Source organism: Streptomyces sp. URMC 123 (genome assembly GCF_051386515.1).
Lineage (GTDB): Bacteria > Actinomycetota > Actinomycetes > Streptomycetales > Streptomycetaceae > Streptomyces.
This window is the reverse complement of sequence record NZ_JBPQTV010000120.1, coordinates 1-17,784: the sequence shown is the minus strand read 5'-3', so window position 1 is coordinate 17,784 and position 17,784 is coordinate 1. Positions and strand designations below refer to the sequence as shown.

Here is a 17,784-nt window from a genome sequence, read left to right as displayed (position 1 = left end):
CCCCCGCTCCAGTCCCCGCTTCCCGCTCCGCCCCGCCCCCTCGTCCCGGCCGGTCGGCCCGGGGCCGGGCTCTGACGCCCACGGAGGTTTCCGCTCCATGAAGCTCACCGTCGTCGGCTGCTCGGGGTCGTTCCCGTCCGCGGACTCGGCCTGTTCGAGCTATCTCGTCGAGGCCGACGGCTTCCGGTTGCTGCTCGACATGGGCAACGGCGCCCTCGGCGAGCTCCAGCGCCACTGCGGCCTGTACGACCTGGACGCCGTGCTGCTGAGCCACCTCCACGCCGATCACTGCATCGACATGTGCGCCTACTTCGTGGCGCGCTACTACCGGTTCGAGGGCGGGCGCGCCGACCCGATCCCCGTCCACGGCCCGGAGGGCACCGAGCAGCGCCTGGTCGCGGCGTACGACGACGTGCCGGACGAGAAGTCGATGAGCGAGGTGTTCGACTTCCGCACGCTGAGGCCCGGCACGTTCGAGGTCGGGCCCTTCACGATCCGCACGGACCGGGTCAGCCACCCCGTGGAGACGTATGGCTTCCGGGTGGAGCACGGCGGGAAGGCGCTGACGTACAGCGGGGACACCGGGGTGTGCGAGGCGCTGCACCAGCTCGCCGAGGGCGCGGACCTCTTCCTGTGCGAGGCGTCCTTCACGCACGGCAAGGAGAGCGTGCCGGAGCTCCACCTCAACGGCCGGCAGGCCGGCGAGCACGCGCAGCGGGCGAAGGTGGGGCGGCTGGTGCTCACCCACATCCCGCCGTGGACCGACCCGCGGGTCAACCTCGCCCACGCGGAGGAGGTCTTCGACGGCCCCGTCGAGCTGGCCCGCTCCCGCGCGGTCTACGAGCTCTAGCGCGCGCCGCCGCCCGGCCGCGCCCCGGCTCGGGGCGGGCCTCGGCCCCCGGCCTCGGCGGCGCGCCTCAGCCCCGGTCGTCCGGCAGGTCGTGGCGGCCCGACACCCACTCCTGCACCTTGATCTTCGCCAGGATCACCGGATGCCGCCACCGCCGCTCCCTGCGCACCGCCCGCGCCAGCCGCCTCGGCTTGTCGTGGTAGCGCCACCGCGCCCACGGCGCCTGCGGCCGCGACAGCCGCACCGCGCCGCACACCAGCAGCGGGATGAAGAACAGCCCGAGCAGGCCCGTCCACACCTTGCCCTTGAGCAGCGTGATCACCGCCAGGCCCAGCTCGACGGCGAGGAAGACGACCAGCAGCACCCCGTTGGCCAGCGTCGGGTCCGCCTGGTAGTCGGACCAGTCGATCACCCCCAGCGGGCGGAAGCCCAGCAGCACCAGACCGCACAGCGCCACCGCCACGAAGACCGCGTCCACCGAGGTGCGGCCGGCCTCCGTCCAGTACACGTCCCGCAGGTGCAGAATCAGCGCGAATTCATCGAGGACCAGTGCGGCGCCGACCCCGAAGAACCCCGCGAGCACGGATTTGACGGTGTTCGACGGATCGCTCACCACGATCAGCGACACCCCGCTGACCAGCATGAACACCACGCCGAACACCACATGGTGAATATGCAGCCCGCCCGGCTTCACATTCCCCGGCCACCACCGCACCTGCGCCCGGATCATGCGCACGCTGAACCGGATGAAGGCGAATCCCGCGATGAAGGAACAGAGGAAGACGAACAGCGGGAGCAGCCCCGCGCCCACGATCTCCCTGGCGAACCAGCCCTGGTGTGTCACTGTCTGCAACGACCGCCGCCTTCCCTCCACCGATGCGAAACGCCTCGCCTCGCACAAGCAACCGAAACCCCGTAATCAACGTCTCTCAAGCCCCGGCGCGCGCCCCGCGAGCCCCGTACCTAGAGTGTCCGCATGAGTGCCACGGTCGAGGAAACACCAGCCCGAACGACGAAGGAACCGCCGAACGATCATCAGCAGCTCACCGCCTGGAACCGCTTCCTGAACCGTGTCCCGGACGCGTTCGGGATCGCCTTCGGCGCCCTGGGACTGTTCTGCGCAGTCATGGCTCTCGTCCCGCCGCTACGTCACCTCATGCGGCCGGTGATCAAGTTCCTCGACACGCTGACGGTACCCACCAGCGCCAACCTCGCCTACGCCGTCTTCCTCTTCCTGCTGGCCGCGGCCACCGCCGCCCGCAAGAGGGTCGCCTGGTGGCTGGTCATGGGCTACTTCGCCCTGCTCCTGATCGCCGACGTGGTACTCCTGCTCGACGGCTACCTGGACACCGTCCCCTCCATGGCGCTGTGCGCACTCGGCGTCACGGTGATGGTGCTGGCCCACCGCGAGTTCTACGCCCCCACCCGGCGCGGCGCCTTCGCCCGCGCCCTGCTGGTCCTGGCCGTCGGCCTCGCCGTCGCCACCCTCGTCACCTGGGGCCTGGTCGCCGCCTTCCCCGGCACCCTCGCCAAGGGCCAGTACCTGCCGTGGGCCGCCAACCGCGTCTTCGGCGAGGTCTACACCCCCACCGGCTTCGACGGCCGCCCGCCGCGCTGGCTGCACTTCGTCGGCGGCCTGCTCGGCGCCCTCGCCCTGCTCAACGCCGCCGCCACGCTCTTCCGCTCGCAGCGCATGGAAGCGGCCCTGCACGGCGACGAGGAGCCGCGCATCCGGGCCCTGCTCGACGCCTACGGCGAGCAGGACTCGCTGGGCTACTTCGCCACCCGCCGCGACAAGGCCGTCGTCTTCGCCCCCAGCGGCAAGGCCGCGGTCACCTACCGTGTCGAGGCGGGCGTCTGCCTCGCCAGCGGCGACCCGATCGGCGACCCGGGCGCCTGGGACCCGGCGATCAAGGAGTGGCTGAACCTCGCCCAGCGCTACGCCTGGGCCCCGGCCGTCATGGGCGCCGGCGAGGAGGGTGCCAAGGCCTACGCCCGCGCCGGCCTCAGCGCGCTCCAGCTCGGTGACGAGGCCATCCTCCACACCAACACCTTCGACCTGAACGGCCGTGAGATGCGGGTCACCCGCCAGGCCGTCAACCGGGTCAGGCGCACCGGCGCCACCACCCGCATCCGCCGCCACTCCGCGCTCTCCGACGAGGAGATGCAGGAGGTCATCGACCGCGCCGACGCCTGGCGCGACACCGAGACCGAGCGCGGCTTCTCCATGGCGCTCGGCCGCCTCGGCGACCCCGCCGACGGCGACTGCATGCTGGTCGAGGCGTTCGACGCCGAGGGCAACATGATCGCGCTGCTGTCCTTCGTGCCCTGGGGCCGGGACGGCATCTCCCTCGACGTGATGCGCCGCGACCGCCGGGCGCCCAACGGCGTCATGGAGTTCATGGTCGCCGAGCTGTGCGCCAACGCCGGCCGGCTCGGCATCCGCCGGATCTCCCTCAACTTCGCGGTGTTCCGCTCCGCGTTCGAGGAGGGCGCCCGCATCGGCGCCGGGCCGATCCTGCGGCTGTGGCGCAAGCTGCTGCTGTTCTTCTCCAAGTGGTGGCAGCTGGAGGCCCTCTACCGCTCCAATGTGAAGTACCTGCCCGAGTGGCACCCCCGCTTCATCTGCTACGGCGACACCGGCGCGCTGGCCCGGATCAGCCTCGCCTCCGGCATCGCCGAGGGCTTCGTCGACGTGCCGTCCCTGCGCAGCCTGTGGGGCAAGGGCCACACCAAGCCCAAGGGCGTCACCGTGCCCGCCGCCACCGCCGGGCTGCCGCCCATCTCCGAACTGGGCCTGGGCGGCCGGCGCGGCGGCACCGGGGAGGCGGACGACCTCGCGGCCCTGCCCGAGCAGGTCCGCATCCGCCGGCAGAAGCTGGAGCGGCTGCGCGCCGACGGCACCGACCCGTACCCCGTGGACGGCGGCCACCGGACGCACACCCTGGCCGAGATCCGCACCGCCCACGCGGACCTGGCCCCGGCCACCCGCACCGGCGAGCAGGCCAGCGTCACCGGCCGGGTGATGCTCGTACGCGACCTGGGCGGCGTGGTCTTCGCCGTGCTGCGCGACTGGTCCGGCGACCTCCAGCTGGCCCTGACCCGGGACGGCACCGGCGCCGCCGAGCTCGCCCGGTTCACCGCCGACATCGACCTCGGCGACCACCTCACGGCCACCGGCGAGATCGGCACCAGCGACCGCGGCGAGCTGTCGCTGTTCGTCACCTCCTGGCGGCTCACCGCCAAGTGTCTGCGCCCGCTGCCGGACAAGCGCCGGGGGCTGTCCGACCCGGAGGCCAAGGTCCGCCAGCGCTATCTGGACCTGGTGGTCAGCCCCGGGGCCCGGGACGTGGTCCGGGCGCGCTCCATCGCCGTCCAGGCCCTGCGCCAGGGGCTGCTGGAGCGCGGCTACCTCGAGGTCGAGACGCCGATGCTGCAGCAGGTGCACGGCGGCGCCAACGCCCGCCCGTTCCAGACCCATATCAACGCCTACGACCTCGATCTGTACCTGCGGATCGCGCCGGAGCTCTACCTCAAGCGGCTCTGTGTCGGCGGCATGGAGAAGGTCTTCGAGATGGGCCGCACCTTCCGCAACGAGGGCGTGTCCTACAAGCACAACCCCGAGTTCACGATGCTGGAGGCGTACCAGGCGTTCGCCGACTACGACGTGATGCTCGACCTCACCCGGGAGCTCATCCAGGGCGCGGCCACCGCCGCGTTCGGCTCCCCGATCGCCCACAAGGCCCGCCCGGACGGCACGCTGGAGGCGCACGACATCTCCGGCCTGTGGCCCGTCAAGACGGTCTACGGCGCGATCTCGGAGGCGCTGGGCGAGGAGGTCGACGCCGACACCGACGAGTCGGCGCTGCGCCGGCTCTGCGACCGGGCCGGGGTGCCGCACACGCCGGAGAACAAGCGCGGCGACATCGTGCTGGAGATGTACGAGCGGCTGGTGGAGGAGAAGACCACCCTCCCCACCTTCTACAAGGACTTCCCCACGGACGTCTCCCCGCTCACCCGCCAGCACCGCAAGGACCCGCGGCTCGCCGAGCGCTGGGACCTGGTCGCCTTCGGCACGGAGCTGGGCACGGCCTACTCCGAGCTCATCGACCCGGTGGAGCAGCGGCGGCGGCTCACCGCCCAGTCGCTGCTGGCGGCGGGCGGCGACCCGGAGGCCATGGAGCTCGACGAGGACTTCCTCGGCGCGCTCGAGTACGCCATGCCGCCGACCGGTGGTCTGGGCATCGGCGTGGACCGCCTGGTGATGTTCCTGACCGGTCTGACCATCCGCGAGACGCTGCCGTTCCCGCTGGTGCGCAGGCGCTGACGTACGTACGAAGGCAACGCGAAGGCCCCGGAACCCTTCTTGGGTTCCGGGGCCTTCGCGTTGCTGTGGGGGGTGGCTCTCGGCGGAGCGGTTACGCCTTGGTGGCGGCCTTCGCGTCGTCCCCGCCGGTCTTCTTCGCGGAGCCGCCGGCCTTGGCGCCGCTCTTGGCGCCGGCCTTCGTGGCGGCCCCGGCCTTGGCGGAGGCCCCGGCCTTGCTCTCGGCCTTGGCCGTGGCCTCGGCCTTCGCCTTGGCGGCCGGCTTCGCCGCCTTCTCGGGGACGTCGGCGGTCAGCGCGCCCTCGCCCTCGGGCTCACGGCCCGGCGTCGGCAGGTTGAACTTGATGATCGCGAAGCGGAACACCACGTAGTAGAGCGCCGCGAAGCACAGACCCACCAGCGCCAGCGCCCACGGCTTCGTGGCGATGCCCAGGTTCAGCAGGAAGTCGATGGCACCGGCCGAGAAGCCGAAGCCGTCCTTCATGCCCAGCGCCCAGGTGAGGGCCAGCGAGACACCGGTGAGGACCGCGTGGATCGCGTAGAGCACCGGCGCGATGAACATGAACGTGAACTCGATCGGCTCGGTGACACCGGTGACGAACGCGGTGAGCGCGAGCGAGAGCATCATGCCGCCGACGACCTTGCGGTTCTCGGGGCGGGCGCAGTGGGTGATCGCGAGGCAGGCCGCCGGCAGGGCGAACATCATGATCGGGAAGAAGCCGGTCATGAACTGTCCGGCGGACGGGTCGCCGGCCAGGAAGCGGGCGATGTCGCCGTGCTTGCCGTTGTACTCGCCGGCCTGCAGCCACGGGAAGGAGTTCAGCAGGTGGTGCATGCCGACCGGGATCAGCGCGCGGTTGGCGACACCGAAGATGCCCGCGCCCACGGCGCCGGAGCCGACCAGCCACTCACCGAAGTTGTGCAGACCCGTGCCGAGCACCGGCCAGATCAGACCGAAGACGATGCCGATGACCAGGCCGGCGAAGGCCGAGACGATCGGGACGAGCCGGCGGCCGCCGAAGAAGCCCAGCCACTCGGGGAGCTTCTTGCGGTGGTAGCGCTGGTAGAGGAGGGCCACCACGATGCCCATCACCACACCGCCGAGCACACCGGCGTCCACCGGCGCGTCCGTCATGGCGATCTTGCCGTCGACGACCTTGGCGACCTTCGGCAGGTTGCCGTCGGTGAACGTGGCGAGCACGTTCTTGAACACCAGGTAGCCGGTGACGGCGGCCAGCGCGGTGGAGCCGTCCGACTTCTTGGCGAAGCCGATCGCGACACCGACCGCGAAGAGCAGCGCCATGTTGCCCAGCAGCGCGTTGCCGCCGGCCGACATGTACCCGGCTATCTTCGTGATGAAGGTGGGGAACGACTCCCGGCCGAGCATGTCGTTGTTGCCGAGGCGGACCAGAAGCGCGGCGGCGGGCAGCACCGCGACCGGCAGCATGAGGCTGCGGCCGATGCGCTGCGCGACGGCCATCGCGCCGGCGCCCCTCTTCTTCTTCTCGGCCGCTGGTGCGGCGCTGGCCGTGGACATCAACTTCCTCCAGTGGGCAAGGCGCCGCCAGGGGACATTGAAGGGGGTGACGGCGGCGTCTTTGTGGCAATGGACCCAAGGAAACAGGTCTACACCACCTAGTGGTGTAGACCTGTTGTAGCACGGTGAAGCCCGGATAAGGAACCCGCGATTCCCTGCCCTGTCGGGGCCCTCGTCCGCCGCCCGCGACGGGCCGTCGCCGAGGGGCTACGACCGGAGATTCTCCTCCTCCATCGCCGCGATCTCCTCGTCGGACTCCCGCCCCGGCGTCTTCAGATCGAATTTGGTGATCACGAAGCGGAAGAGCACGTAGTAGAGGACGGCGAAACCGAGCCCGATCGGAATGATCAACTCGGGCCTGCTCGCCTTGCTCCAGTTCAGCACGTAGTCGAAGAGGCCCGCGGAGAAGGTGAACCCCTCCCTGATCCCCAGCGCCCAGGTCAGCGCCATCGAGACCCCCGTCAGCAGCGCGTGGATGCCGTACAGCGCCGGCGCCAGATAGACGAAGGAGAACTCGATCGGCTCGGTCACCCCCGTCACGAAGGAGGTCAGGCCGAGCGAGAGCATCATCCCGGTGACCGCCTTGCGCCGCTCCGGGCGGGCGGTGTGCGCGATCGCCAGCGCCGCGGCCGGCAGCGCGAACATCATGATCGGATAGAAGCCGGTCATGAAGACGCCCGCGTCGGGATCGCCCGCGATGAAGCGGAAGAAGTCCCCGTGCACCTCTTTGCCGTCCGGCCCGGTGAAGCTGCCGAACTGATACCAGGCAAAGGTATTCAGCAGCATGTGCATCCCGACCGGGATCAGCAGCCGGTTCACCACCCCGAAGATGCCCGAGCCCCACGCGCCGCGGTCGGACAGCCATTCCGCGAAGGAGTTCAGCCCGTCACCGATCGGCGTCCACCCGTAACCGAAGACCACCGCGAGCAGGACGCAGAGGAACGACATCAGCACCGGAATGAACCGCCGGCCGCTGAAGAAACCCAGCCAGTCCGGCAGCCGGGTGCGGTGATAGCGCTGCCAGACGGCGGCCGTGATCAGGCCGACCACCACCCCGCCGAGCACCCCCGGGTCGATCGGCTTTCCCGTGACCTCGTCCGTGAACGCCGCCACCAGCACACCGCGGAAGACCATATAGGCGACGACCGCGGCGAAGGCCGTGGAGCCGTCCGCCTTTTTCGCGAAGCCGATGGCCACGCCCACGCAGAACAGCAGCGCCATGTTGTCGAAGACGCCCGCGCCGGCCCCGGCGAAGATCGCCGCCAGCTTGTTCCAGCCGAGCCCGTCCCGGCCGAAGACGTCCGGCTGGCCCAGCCGGAGGATCACGCCGGCCGCGGGCAGCGCCGCCACCGGCAGCTGCAGACTGCGGCCCAGCTTCTGCAGCCCCTGGAGCAGGCCCTGCCGGCGGCTCCGCCGCGGCGCCCGCCGCGCGGCGGCACTCTCCGAGCTCATCGACGCCTCCTGACGGTTCCGGGCCGGCCGGGTCCCGAAGGGCGAGCTTCGCGGCCGAGCTCTGATGCCGGGTCCGATGGCGAACGGCTTCGGTGCGTGCGGCACACTGGTGTAGACCAGTGGTTCGGGCGTCGGTGGACGCCTCGCCCGCACGGGGAGACCCGTGCTCGCCATCCTTCGCCGGATGGCGGACACCCGCCCGAGAAGCTGGGCCAATCGTGCATTACCGTGTGGAATCGGTCGGCGACCTCGCCGAAGCCGCGAAGACAAAGCAGGAGTGGGACATGGCCACCAAGGCTGAGAAGATCGTCGCCGGGCTCGGCGGCATTGACAACATCGTCGAGGTCGAAGGCTGCATCACCCGCCTCCGTACCGAGGTCGAGGACCCCTCCCTCGTCGACGAGGCCGCCCTCAAGGCCGCCGGCGCGCACGGCGTCGTCAAGATGGGCACCGCCATCCAGGTCGTCATCGGCACCGACGCCGACCCGATCGCCGCGGAGATCGAAGACCTCATGTGAGGTCCGCACCGCCCCGAGGGCCCCGTCACCGGAGACACACACCGACCGGAACGGGGCCCTCGGCGCAGCCGCTAAGGTCGGTGCCATGTCTCGTATCGACGGCCGAACCCCCGACCAGCTTCGCCCCATCACCATCGAACGCGGATGGAGCAAGCACGCCGAGGGCTCCGTCCTCATCTCCTTCGGCGACACCAAGGTCTTCTGCACCGCCAGCGTGACCGAGGGCGTGCCCCGCTGGCGCAAGGGCAGCGGCGAGGGCTGGGTCACCGCCGAGTACTCCATGCTGCCGCGCTCCACCAACACCCGCGGCGACCGGGAGGCCGTCCGCGGCCGGATCGGCGGCCGCACCCATGAGATCTCCCGCCTCATCGGCCGCTCCCTGCGCTCCGTCATCGACTACAAGGCGCTCGGCGAGAACACCATCGTCCTCGACTGCGACGTCCTCCAGGCCGACGGCGGCACCCGCACCGCCGCCATCACCGGCGCCTACGTCGCCCTCGCCGACGCCGTCGGCTGGGCCCAGCGCAAGAAGCTCGTCAAGGCCGGCCGCGCGCCCCTGACCGGCACGGTCTCCGCCGTCTCCGTCGGCATCGTCGACGGTGTGCCGCTCCTCGACCTCTGCTACGAGGAGGACGTGCGCGCCGAGACCGACATGAACGTCGTCTGCACCGGCGACGGCCGCTTCGTCGAGGTCCAGGGCACGGCCGAGGGCGCGCCCTTCGCCCGCGCGGAGCTCGACACCCTGCTCGACCTGGCCGTGGGCGGCTGCGGCACGCTCGACGCCGCGCAGCGCGAGGCGCTGGCCGACACGCTCTGAGGGCGCGCCGCGAGCGCGTACGGGCCCGTACGGGCGTGCGGGGGCACGTATCGCGTCCGTACGGACACGCTCCGAACGAGGCAGGCCGCGGGGCGGGGCGACGGGCAACCTTCCGCCCCGCCCGAGCGTTCTTCTCCTCACAGGGCCGTTCGGCCCGGAACAGGGGAAGCCGCACCATGCGAAGCCACCGCCGTACCGCAGCGCTCGCCGCCCTGGCCCTGCTCGGCGCCACCGCCGCCGTCGGCTGCGGCGCCGTCGACAAGGCGTTCGACTGCGCCAGAACCGCCAACGCCGTCGCCGGCAGCGTCGACAAGCTCCGCCAGGCCGCCTCCGACGCCGCCGAGAACCCGCTCCAGGCCGAGCAGGCGCTCAACGACATCGACAAGAGCCTCCAGGACCTGGGCGACAGGACCGACGACGCCGATCTCCGCAAGGCCGTCACCGACCTCGACAAGGCCGTGGACAACGTCCGCCAGGCCATCCGGAACGGCGACACCACCCCCGACATCGGCCCCGTCGCCGACGCCGCGGGCGAACTGGGCAAGGTCTGCACCCCGGGCTGACGGGTACGGCGCGCGCAGGGCACCCCGGCGCCCCCCCGGGCTGACAGGACACCCCGGCGCCCCCGAGCTGACACGGGCCGCCCGCGCCCCGCGCGGAACGCCCCCGCACGGATAATCGACGCATGACCCGCCTGATCCTCGCCACCCGCAACGCCCACAAGGTCACCGAGCTCCGCGCGATCCTCGGCGACGCCGGACTGGACGTCGAACTCGTCGGCGCCGACGCCCACCCCGAGGTCCCCGACGTCAAGGAGACCGGCGTCACCTTCGCCGAGAACGCCCTGCTCAAGGCGCACGCCCTGGCACGGGCCACCGGCCACCCGGCCGTCGCCGACGACTCCGGCCTGTGCGTGGACGTCCTCGGCGGCGCCCCCGGCATCTTCTCCGCCCGCTGGGCCGGCCGCCACGGCGACGACCGGGCCAACCTCGACCTGCTGCTCGCCCAGCTCGCCGACATCGACGACGCCCACCGCGGCGCCCACTTCGCCTGCGCCGCCGCCCTCGCCCTCCCCGACGGCACTGAGCGCGTCGTCGAGGGCCGCCTCCGCGGCACCCTCCGCCACGCCCCCTCCGGCACGGGCGGCTTCGGTTACGACCCGATCCTCCAGCCCGACGGCGACACCCGCACCTGCGCGGAACTCACCCCCGCCGAAAAGAACGCCATCAGCCACCGCGGCCAGGCCTTCCGCGCCCTCACCCCCCTGATCCGCGACCTCCTCGGCTGACCGCTCGGACCGTACGGAGAAGGGGCGTCCCGAACGGGACGGCCCTTCTGGCGCGAGTGCGGCCGGAGGGACTCGAACCCTCACGGGTGTTACCCCACTGGGACCTAAACCCAGCGTGACTGCCAGTTCCACCACGGCCGCCAGTCGCGCTGTCATGCTAGCCGCCCGGTGGCCGCGCCGGATACGCAAGGGGTTGGGCGCACTTCCGCTTCGTCCGCTTGCGGCACCAGGTGTCCGTGCGGGCGTGGCAGTTCGGGCACAGGTACCGGAGGTTCTCCCGGCGGTTGTCGAGCCAGTCGCCGTTGACGTGGTCGATCTGCAGGGTGAGGGGGCCGCCGAGCCACTCGCCGGGGTTGCCGCAGGAGGCGCAGCGGTAGGGGACCCCGATCTCGCCGAGCGCCCGGTGGAGCCGTTCCCGGTTGACGCGGGGGGACCCTTCGGGGCGTACCCGGAGCACCTCGTCGGCGGCCGGCCGGGGCCTCGGCAGCGGGCGCGGGCGCCGGGGCGTCGCCGGCCGTGCGGTCCGGGCGGGGGAGGGGCCCACCCCGCGATGGAGCCCGGGCATGTGGCGGGTGTCGATACCCGCCGCGGCGATGCGGCGCCGAAGGTGGGAGAGCGTTCCCGTCGCCGGTCGTGCCCCGAGCGCGAGGGCGACCTCGCGCAGGGTGGTGGAGGACGCCACCGCGCGGGCGATCTCCGCGTCGGAGTAGGTCTGCCGCACCCTTTGCCGGGTGAAGTGCGCGGCCTCGATGCCGAATTCGGCAGCGGCCCGCTGGACGGCACGGCGTCGGCCACCGCTCGGCTTCTCCCCCAGCCGGCGCATCACCCCGGACCAGGAGGAGGAGACCGCGACCGCCTCGGCGAGGGGGTCGCGGTCGTATCGGATCGGCATGAACACGGTCTCCTTCATGCAGAGGACCGCGACCACGCCCACCAGCGCCGCCGCCATCGCGTAGTACGCCGGCATCATGTCGCTGCCCGTGCTCTTGATCAGGGCCGTGATGACCAGGGGCGTGGTGCCGCCGAAGAGCGAGGTGGAGATGTTGTAGCCGATGGAGAGGGAGCCGAAGCGGACGTCCGTCGGGAAGAGGGCGGGCAGGGCGGCGGACATCGTGCCCAGGAGGCAGACCAGGGAGAGGCCGAGCATCGCCATGCCCGCGCTGACGGCGGCCACGCTGCCCTGGCGGACCAGCAGGAACGCGGGGGCGGACAGCAGGAAGAAGCCGGCCATGCCCGTCATCAGGAGGGGCTTGCGGCCGAAGCGGTCGTTGAGCCGGCCGACCTGCGTGATGACGGCCATCAGCACGACCATCGTCGCGAGCAGGATGAGCAGCCCGTGCGTCTCGTCGTAGTGCAGTTCGTCCGTCAGGTAGGTCGGCATGTACGACAGCAGCATGTAGTTGGTGACGTTGTACGCGCCGACCAGGGCCACGCACAGCACCAGCATGCGCCACTGCTCGGTGAAGATCCGCCGCAGTGGCTGGCGCGGGGCGTTCTCGGAGAGCCGCGCCTGGTCGGGGCGCCCGTACGTCACCTGGGCGGGCTGGTCGGACTCCAGCTTGCGGAACGCGGGGGTGTCGTCCAGCCGCAGCCGCAGATAGAGGCCGACCAGGCCGAGCGGCCCGGCCACCAGGAAGGGGACCCGCCAGCCCCAGTCCTCCATGGTGGGGACGCCGAGCCAGGCGGTGAGCACGGCGACGAGCCCGGCCGCGCCCACGTAGCCGGCGAGGGTGCCGAACTCCAGGAAGCTGCCGAAGTAGCCGCGCTTCTTGTCGGGCGCGTACTCGGCGATGTACGTGGAGGCGCCGCCGTACTCGCCGCCGGTGGAGAAGCCCTGGACCAGGCGGAGGGCGATCAGCAGAACGGGCGCCCACAGCCCGATGGCCGCGTAGCTGGGGATGAGTCCGATGGCGAAGGTGGCCGCGGCCATCAGCATCATCGTGAGGGCCAGCACCTTCTTGCGGCCGACGCGGTCGCCGAGGGGGCCGAAGAACATGCCGCCGAGCGGGCGGACGAGGAAGGCCACGGCGAACGTGGCGAGGGAGGAGAGCATCTGGACGGTGCCGCTGCCGCCCGGGAAGAAGACCTTGCCGATGGTGACGGCGAGATAGCTGTAGACGCCGAAGTCGAACCACTCCATGGCGTTGCCGAGGGCCGCGGCCTTCACGCAGCGCTTGACGACGCGCTCGTCGGTGACGGTGATGTCGCAGCGGCGCAGCGGGGGGTTGCGTCTGCGTTTGATGGTCCGGAAGAGGTTCGGATGCCGTTTTCTGGCCTCCGTATCGGGTGCTGGCCCGGCGCTGGCGGCCATGGACGGCTCCTCCCACGTGCGGTCGTACAGATGTGCCGGTGGGGGCGCCTGTGCGCGGGGGGAAAAGTTAAACCCATGCCTCACCGAAGTGAGACATGGGTCACGGGGTGCGCGGGGCCGCCGTGCCGCCGTACGGCCGTGGGCCGACCCCGGCCGCCGTACGGTCGCCGTCGCCGTACGGTCGCGTGCCACCGCGCGGCCGTGGACCGGCCGGCTCAGATCTCCAGGTCGCGGATCAGCTTCGCCACGTGCCCGGTCGCCTTGACGTTGTAGAGGGCGCGCTCGACCTTCCCCTCCTCGTCGACCACCACCGTGGAGCGGATGACCCCGGTGACGACCTTGCCGTAGAGCTTCTTCTCGCCGAACGCGCCGTACGCCTCCAGGACCTTCTTCTCCGGGTCGCCGAGGAGGGTGACCTTCAGGTCCTCCTTCTCGCGGAACTTCGCGAGCTTCTCCGGCTTGTCGGGGGAGATGCCGATGACGTCGTAGCCGGCGCCGGCGAGCACCGCCAGGTTGTCGGTGAAGTCGCAGGCCTGCTTGGTGCAGCCGGGGGTGAGGGCGGCGGGGTAGAAGTAGACGATGACCTTCCGGCCGGCGTGGTCGGCGAGCGATACCTCGGTGCCGTCGGCGTCGGGCAGGGTGAAGGCGGGGGCGGTGTCGCCGGGCTTCAGTCGCTCGCTCATGGTGCGCTCTCCTCGTTCGGTCGGTCCCCCGGCGGCGGCTCGGCTCCGCGCCGGACGTCGTCGGGACGTCGAGGCCTCGAGCCTAGCCCCCGCCGGATGGGGGCTCGCGGCCTCACCCCGGGCGCCCCGATGAGCGCCGATACGGGGGTGCCGTGGGGCGCGGTACCGAGGGAGCTGACAGACTGTGCAGCACGGACCATCAGGGAGCATGACCAACCACGGAGGCAGCGCGGTGTCGGAAGCCAGGACCCCGGCGCAGATCGAGGCGGACATCGTCCGCAGGCGCGAGGAGCTCGCCCGGACGCTGGACGAGATCGGCGTTCGTGTGCACCCGAAGACGATCATGGGTGATGCGAAGGCCAAGGCCGCCTCGGCCGTGGACCGCACCGCCGGCCGGGCGTATGTGGCGGCGAACCGCGCGGTCTCCGACGTACGGGCCAAGCTGGTCCACGAGGACGGGTCGCCGCGCCTGGAGCGGATCGTGCCGATCGCGCTGATCGCCGTCGCGGTGGTCGGCCTCTACGCCACCTCCCGGCGCCGCCGCGACTGAGCCGCGGCGGCACCCCCGCTTCATGCGGCCGGCGCGCGGCGTGCGCGCCGCCGCGGCGCGGCCGATACGGGTTCCCGGCGGGCGCCGGGATGCCGCCCCGTGGCCTCCTGGCGGGCCGGGGGCAGGTACGGTCGTCCCGTGAGCAAGAACGCGACCCACGACAAGCTGCCCATCCGGATGCTGCACGACCGCGTCCTGGTCCGCACCGACATCCCGGAGGGCGAGCGCCGCTCCAGCGGCGGCATCGTCATTCCGGCGACCGCGGCGGTCGGCCGCCGCCTGGCCTGGGCCGAGGTCGTCGCGGTCGGGCAGAACGTGCGGACGGTCGAGCCGGGGGACCGGGTGCTGTACGACCCCGAGGACCGGGCCGAGGTCGAGGTGCGGGGCGTGGCGTACGTGCTGATGCGGGAGCGGGATCTGCACGCCGTGGCGGCCGAGCGGCTGGAGGGCTCCGAGGACTCGACCGGCCTCTACCTCTGATAGCTCTGAGGCCGCTTCGGGGCACCGGCGGAGCAATGCGAGGGTGGTGACCGCGGTCACCACCCTCCGCGCCGTTCCGGGGTACGGTCGGACACACCCGACGAGACGCGCCGTACCGGGTCAGGACAAGACGACGCACCGTTGCCGTTGTCGTCCCGCTCGGAAGGTGTGGCCATGCCCTGGGTCCTGCTCGTCGTCGCCGGTCTGCTGGAGGTCGGCTGGTCGATCGGCATGAAGTACACGGAGGGGTTCACCCGGTTGTGGCCGAGCGTGTTCACCGCGGCGGGGATCGTGCTGAGCATGGCCCTGCTCTCGCAGGCGGCCAAATCCCTGCCGATCGGCACGGCGTACGGGGTGTGGGTCGGCATCGGCGCGGCCGTGGTCGGCATGGCCGTGCTGGGCGAGCCGGCGACCGCCGCGCGGATCTTCTTCGTCTGTCTGCTGCTGGTGGCGGTGGTCGGCCTCAAGGCCACCTCCGGCCACTGACGTTCCGGCGGCGCCCCCCCGAGCGACCCCCTCCCGCATCCCGCCGTCAGTCGGGGCCGGGGCCGTCGGCTCCTCCGGGGCGGCGGTCGGCTCCGGCGGCCGGACCTCCGCGGCGGCCTGCATCCGCAGGTCGAAGTCCTTCGGCGGGCTGCCTCGCAGCGCCTCCGCCGTGAACTGCCCCCAGATGCGGGCCGGGTAGCCGCCGCCGTTGATGCGGTCCAGGCCGGTCGCGCCGTACAGCGGCTTCTGCTCGCCGGTGTCGGGGTCCTGGCCCATCACCGCGACCACGGTGGCGAGGTCGGGTGTGTAGCCCGCGAACCACGCGGCCTTGTCCTCCTCCGCGGTGCCGGTCTTGCCCGCCGCCGGCCGGCCCGCGGATTGCGCCGCGGAGCCGGTGCCGTGGTCGACCACGCCGCGCAGGACGGCCGTGGTGGTGTCGGCGGCCTCCCTGGGCACCGCCTCCCGCTCCTCGGTGGGCGGCAGCGGCACCTCGTCGCCGCCCTTGGTGACCTTCTCGACGAGGGTGTGCGCGCCGTGCCGGCCGTGGTTGGCGAGGGTGGCGTACGCCTGGGCCATGTCCAGGACGCTGGCGTTGACCACGCCGAGGGCCACGGACTGCTGGGCCTCCCGCAGCCCGGGGGCGTCCTCGGGGATGCCGAGCCGCACGGCGGTCCGCTTCACCTTCTCGGGGCCGACGTCCTGCCCCATCTGGGCGTAGACGGCGTTGACGGACAGGTCGGTGGCGGTGGAGACGGTGATGGGCCCGTACGAGCGCTGGTCCTCGTTCTCGGGGGCGTAGTCGGTGGGTCCGTCGGGACCCTCCACGGGCCGCTCGTTGGTTCCGTCGTAGATCGTGTCCGGGGTGATGGGCGCGCCGTCCTGCGTGGTGGAGTCGTTCTCCACGGCGGAGGTGAACACGAACGGCTTGAAGGTGGAGCCGACTTGGTAGTCGCGCCGGGTGGCGTTGTTGACGTACTGCTTGGTGTAGTCGATGCCCCCGTACATCGCGACGACCTTGCCGTTGGACGGGTCGATGGCCGCCCCGCCGGCGCGGACGTAGCGGTCGACCGGGCGGTCCTCGCCGAGCTTGGACATCAGCTGGTCGTCGACGGCCGCGACGAAGGCGTCCTGCTTGCGGCGGTCGAGGGTGGTGGTGATGCGGTAGCCGCCGGCCCCGAGGGTGTCCTCGTCGAGGATGTCGCGCTCCATCAGGTACTCCTTCACCGCCTCGACCAGATAGCCGCGCTGGCCGGCCATGCCGGCGGGCGCCTTGCTGGGGCCGGGCGCGGGGAAGCGCTGGGCGGCGCGCTGCTCGGGGGTGAGCCACTTCTCCTTGACCATGCCGTCGAGCACGTAGGTCCAGCGGGCGACGGCCCGGTCCCGGTTCTCGGGGTGCGCCACGACGTCGTACGCGCTGGGGGCGTTGAGCAGGGCCGCCAGATAGGCGCCCTCGGCGGTGGTCAGCGCGTCGCAGTTCTTGCCGTAGTAGGCCTGGGCGGCGGCCTGGATGCCGTAGGCGTTGCGGCCGAAGTAGCTGGTGTTGAGGTAGCCGGTGAAGATGTCGTCCTTGCTCTCCTCGCGGTCGAGCTTGATGGCGATGAAGAACTCCTTCACCTTGCGGGTGATGGTCTGTTCCTGGGCGAGGTAGTAGTTCTTGACGTACTGCTGGGTGATGGTGGAGCCGGACTGCTTGCCCTTGCCGGTGACGGTGTTCCAGGCGGCCCGCACCATGGCCTGCGGGTCGACCGCCGACTCCGAGTAGAAGTCCCGGTCCTCGGCGGCGAGCACCGCCTGCTGCACCGTCTTGGGCACCTTGCTGAGCGTGACGTTCTCCCGGTTGATCTCGCCGTCGCGGGCGATCTGGGAGCCGTCGGAGTAGAGGTAGACATTGCTCTGCTTGACGGCGGTGGCGTTGGCCGGCGGGATCTCCACCAGCAGATAGCCGGCGACCAGCCCGCCGCAGAGCAGCAGCAGGAACAGCAGCAGCGCGCCCAGCGCCATGCGCCAGGTCGGGATCAGCCGGCGCAGGCCGGTGCGCCGGGGGCGGGGGCGCCGGACGCCCGCCCGGGGGGCCCAGGCCGGGCCGGCGCCGACCGGTGCTCCCCGCGTGCCGCCGGCGTGGTCGGCCCAGGTGGTCCCGGCGGTGCCGCGGTCGCTGTGCTGCTGCCGGTCGTCGCTCATATCAGTGTTGGACTCCTCGACCACCACCGAGGGTTGTGGTGGGGTGGGTCGTGCGGGTGCCGGGCGTGGGTGATTCGCGTCGTACGCCCGGTAAGAAACTGTTGCATCTTCTGCCGCGCGGCGGGTGGCTGGCGCGCGCCCCGCACCCTCCCCGGCCGGGCCGAACGCCCCCGACCGCCCACCCGATCGAGTGAATATTGGCTGGCGGGCACAACGCCCGCCCCAGTACGCTCCTGCGCTTCGGCGAGGCGGGTGGGCGCCGCCGGCCTGTTCACCAACACCGTCTTCGGCTTCATCATGGCCTTCA

Annotated in this window: 12 protein-coding genes, 1 tRNA gene, 3 pseudogenes and 1 riboswitch; of the genes and pseudogenes, 9 read left to right on the top strand and 7 right to left on the bottom strand. The window is 71.7% G+C overall.

What is annotated here, in order from left to right; genetic code table 11:
* The first annotated feature begins 97 nt into the window (after positions 1-97).
* Positions 98-850, top strand: coding sequence for an MBL fold metallo-hydrolase (locus tag ACSNOD_RS16175; protein ID WP_436767634.1), 753 nt, complete (start codon positions 98-100; stop codon positions 848-850).
* Between the two features lie 67 nt (positions 851-917).
* On the opposite strand, the gene ACSNOD_RS16170 is transcribed toward ACSNOD_RS16175, so the two are convergent.
* The gene (locus ACSNOD_RS16170; RefSeq protein WP_436767631.1) at positions 918-1,703 is read right to left on the bottom strand and encodes a hypothetical protein; all 786 of its coding nucleotides are present in this window, start codon (positions 1,701-1,703) and stop codon (positions 918-920) included.
* Positions 1,704-1,826: 123 nt separating this feature from the next.
* Between ACSNOD_RS16170 and lysX the strand changes: the two genes are divergently transcribed.
* Entirely contained in the window at positions 1,827-5,177 is a 3,351-nt protein-coding gene (lysX, locus tag ACSNOD_RS16165) for a bifunctional lysylphosphatidylglycerol synthetase/lysine--tRNA ligase LysX (RefSeq protein WP_436767630.1), read from the top strand.
* A gap of 298 nt (positions 5,178-5,475) precedes the next feature.
* Here lysX and ACSNOD_RS16160 read toward each other — a convergent pair.
* Positions 5,476-6,711, bottom strand: a pseudogene (locus ACSNOD_RS16160) (PTS transporter subunit EIIC); the annotation flags it as partial.
* A gap of 207 nt (positions 6,712-6,918) precedes the next feature.
* Positions 6,919-8,163: a PTS transporter subunit EIIC gene (locus tag ACSNOD_RS16155; RefSeq protein WP_436767629.1), complete on the bottom strand. Its 1,245-nt coding sequence runs from the start codon at positions 8,161-8,163 to the stop codon at positions 6,919-6,921.
* Positions 8,164-8,393: 230 nt separating this feature from the next.
* On the opposite strand from ACSNOD_RS16155, the gene ACSNOD_RS16150 reads away from it, so the two are divergent.
* From ACSNOD_RS16150 to rdgB, 4 genes are all read left to right on the top strand, one after another.
* Positions 8,394-8,681 carry a glucose PTS transporter subunit EIIB gene (locus ACSNOD_RS16150; protein ID WP_436767628.1) on the top strand — a complete coding sequence of 96 codons (288 nt, stop codon included), beginning with the start codon at positions 8,394-8,396 and terminating at the stop codon, positions 8,679-8,681.
* An 85-nt stretch (positions 8,682-8,766) separates the two neighbouring features.
* Entirely contained in the window at positions 8,767-9,498 is a 732-nt protein-coding gene (gene rph / locus ACSNOD_RS16145; RefSeq protein WP_436767627.1) for a ribonuclease PH, read from the top strand.
* 176 nt (positions 9,499-9,674) lie between these two features.
* Positions 9,675-10,061 carry a hypothetical protein gene (locus ACSNOD_RS16140; protein ID WP_436767626.1) on the top strand — a complete coding sequence of 129 codons (387 nt, stop codon included), beginning with the start codon at positions 9,675-9,677 and terminating at the stop codon, positions 10,059-10,061.
* A gap of 122 nt (positions 10,062-10,183) precedes the next feature.
* Positions 10,184-10,786: an RdgB/HAM1 family non-canonical purine NTP pyrophosphatase gene (gene rdgB, locus ACSNOD_RS16135; protein ID WP_436767625.1), complete on the top strand. Its 603-nt coding sequence runs from the start codon at positions 10,184-10,186 to the stop codon at positions 10,784-10,786.
* Between the two features lie 57 nt (positions 10,787-10,843).
* On the opposite strand, the gene ACSNOD_RS16130 is transcribed toward rdgB, so the two are convergent.
* From ACSNOD_RS16130 to bcp, 3 genes and pseudogenes are all read right to left on the bottom strand, one after another.
* Positions 10,844-10,927 (bottom strand) — tRNA-Leu (locus ACSNOD_RS16130).
* 742 nt (positions 10,928-11,669) lie between these two features.
* Positions 11,670-13,097 (bottom strand): annotated as a pseudogene (locus ACSNOD_RS16125) (MFS transporter); the annotation flags it as partial.
* Between the two features lie 215 nt (positions 13,098-13,312).
* Positions 13,313-13,780: a thioredoxin-dependent thiol peroxidase gene (gene bcp, locus ACSNOD_RS16120; RefSeq protein ID WP_436767624.1), complete on the bottom strand. Its 468-nt coding sequence runs from the start codon at positions 13,778-13,780 to the stop codon at positions 13,313-13,315.
* Between the two features lie 232 nt (positions 13,781-14,012).
* Here bcp and ACSNOD_RS16115 point away from each other — a divergent pair, with 232 nt between their 5' ends.
* From ACSNOD_RS16115 to ACSNOD_RS16105, 3 genes are all read left to right on the top strand, one after another.
* Positions 14,013-14,330, top strand: coding sequence for a DUF3618 domain-containing protein (locus ACSNOD_RS16115; protein ID WP_436767633.1), 318 nt, complete (start codon positions 14,013-14,015; stop codon positions 14,328-14,330).
* A gap of 138 nt (positions 14,331-14,468) precedes the next feature.
* Positions 14,469-14,810: a GroES family chaperonin gene (locus tag ACSNOD_RS16110; RefSeq protein WP_436767623.1), complete on the top strand. Its 342-nt coding sequence runs from the start codon at positions 14,469-14,471 to the stop codon at positions 14,808-14,810.
* A 70-nt stretch (positions 14,811-14,880) separates the two neighbouring features.
* Positions 14,881-14,950: riboswitch (guanidine-III (ykkC-III) riboswitch) on the top strand.
* A gap of 34 nt (positions 14,951-14,984) precedes the next feature.
* Positions 14,985-15,296, top strand: a complete 312-nt coding sequence (locus tag ACSNOD_RS16105) for a DMT family transporter (RefSeq protein WP_436767632.1) — start codon at positions 14,985-14,987, stop codon at positions 15,294-15,296.
* On the opposite strand, the pseudogene ACSNOD_RS16100 reads toward ACSNOD_RS16105, so the two are convergent.
* Positions 15,267-17,477, bottom strand: a pseudogene (locus tag ACSNOD_RS16100) (transglycosylase domain-containing protein); the annotation flags it as partial. The gene ACSNOD_RS16105 and the pseudogene ACSNOD_RS16100 sit on opposite strands and share 30 nt — an antisense overlap.
* Positions 17,478-17,784 lie beyond the last annotated feature (307 nt).

What these genes read in the sequence shown, in the direction of transcription:
- ACSNOD_RS16175 (WP_436767634.1), top strand. Translation starts at nt 98, where the DNA reads ATGAAGCTCACCGTCGTCGGCTGCTCGGGGTCGTTCCCGTCCGCGGAC.
- lysX (WP_436767630.1), top strand. Translation starts at nt 1,827, where the DNA reads ATGAGTGCCACGGTCGAGGAAACACCAGCCCGAACGACGAAGGAACCG.
- ACSNOD_RS16155 (WP_436767629.1), bottom strand. Translation starts at nt 8,163, where the DNA reads ATGAGCTCGGAGAGTGCCGCCGCGCGGCGGGCGCCGCGGCGGAGCCGC.
- rph (WP_436767627.1), top strand. Translation starts at nt 8,767, where the DNA reads ATGTCTCGTATCGACGGCCGAACCCCCGACCAGCTTCGCCCCATCACC.
- ACSNOD_RS16140 (WP_436767626.1), top strand. Translation starts at nt 9,675, where the DNA reads ATGCGAAGCCACCGCCGTACCGCAGCGCTCGCCGCCCTGGCCCTGCTC.
- rdgB (WP_436767625.1), top strand. Translation starts at nt 10,184, where the DNA reads ATGACCCGCCTGATCCTCGCCACCCGCAACGCCCACAAGGTCACCGAG.
- bcp (WP_436767624.1), bottom strand. Translation starts at nt 13,780, where the DNA reads ATGAGCGAGCGACTGAAGCCCGGCGACACCGCCCCCGCCTTCACCCTG.
- ACSNOD_RS16105 (WP_436767632.1), top strand. Translation starts at nt 14,985, where the DNA reads ATGCCCTGGGTCCTGCTCGTCGTCGCCGGTCTGCTGGAGGTCGGCTGG.